The sequence below is a fragment of the Streptomyces cyaneofuscatus genome (genome assembly GCF_000718135.1).
GTDB classification, from domain to species: domain Bacteria; phylum Actinomycetota; class Actinomycetes; order Streptomycetales; family Streptomycetaceae; genus Streptomyces; species Streptomyces cyaneofuscatus.
In genome coordinates this window covers 1-449 of record NZ_JOEM01000071.1, presented here as the reverse complement: position 1 = coordinate 449, position 449 = coordinate 1, and the positions used below count along the sequence as shown (strand labels likewise).

Annotated in this window: 1 protein-coding gene; it reads right to left on the bottom strand. The window is 65.9% G+C overall.

Features of this window, described 5'->3' with window-relative positions:
* Window positions 1-449: DNRLRE domain-containing protein (locus IF17_RS01000000136915; protein WP_032773168.1), on the bottom strand; the 449-nt coding region annotated here is incomplete at both ends.

The window sequence follows — 449 nt, the reverse complement described above, 5'->3', positions numbered from 1 at the left end:
AGATGGTGCTCGTGACGTCGAAGGGCGGCGCGCCGCCCGCGGGGCAGCCGCTGTTGTACCCCAGGGCGAAGTCCTGCTGGTCGACCCGGGTGCCGAGGACCCCCGACCAGTTGTTCCAGGTCGCGTTGGAGGACGACAGGACCTTGGTGGGCGCGTAGAGGTCGACCTTCTGGTTGTGGCCCGATGTGTGGCAGGCCCAGGAGTAGGTCTCGGTGATGTCGAAGTAGGCGCCGTAGATCTTCGCCGTCTTCAGTGATGTCGTCACGGGGAAGTTGAAGAGGCTGATCGCCTCGTCCTGGACGTCGCCGCTGGGACCGACTTCCGCGTCACCGGTGTAGGAGACGGAACTCTTCCAGAAGTTCTGCGTGGGCACTCCGGATCCGGGGCTCGCCCAGCCGGTGGCGCCGTAGGAGGGCGAATAGGTCGGGTCCAGATAGACGGGGTAGCGG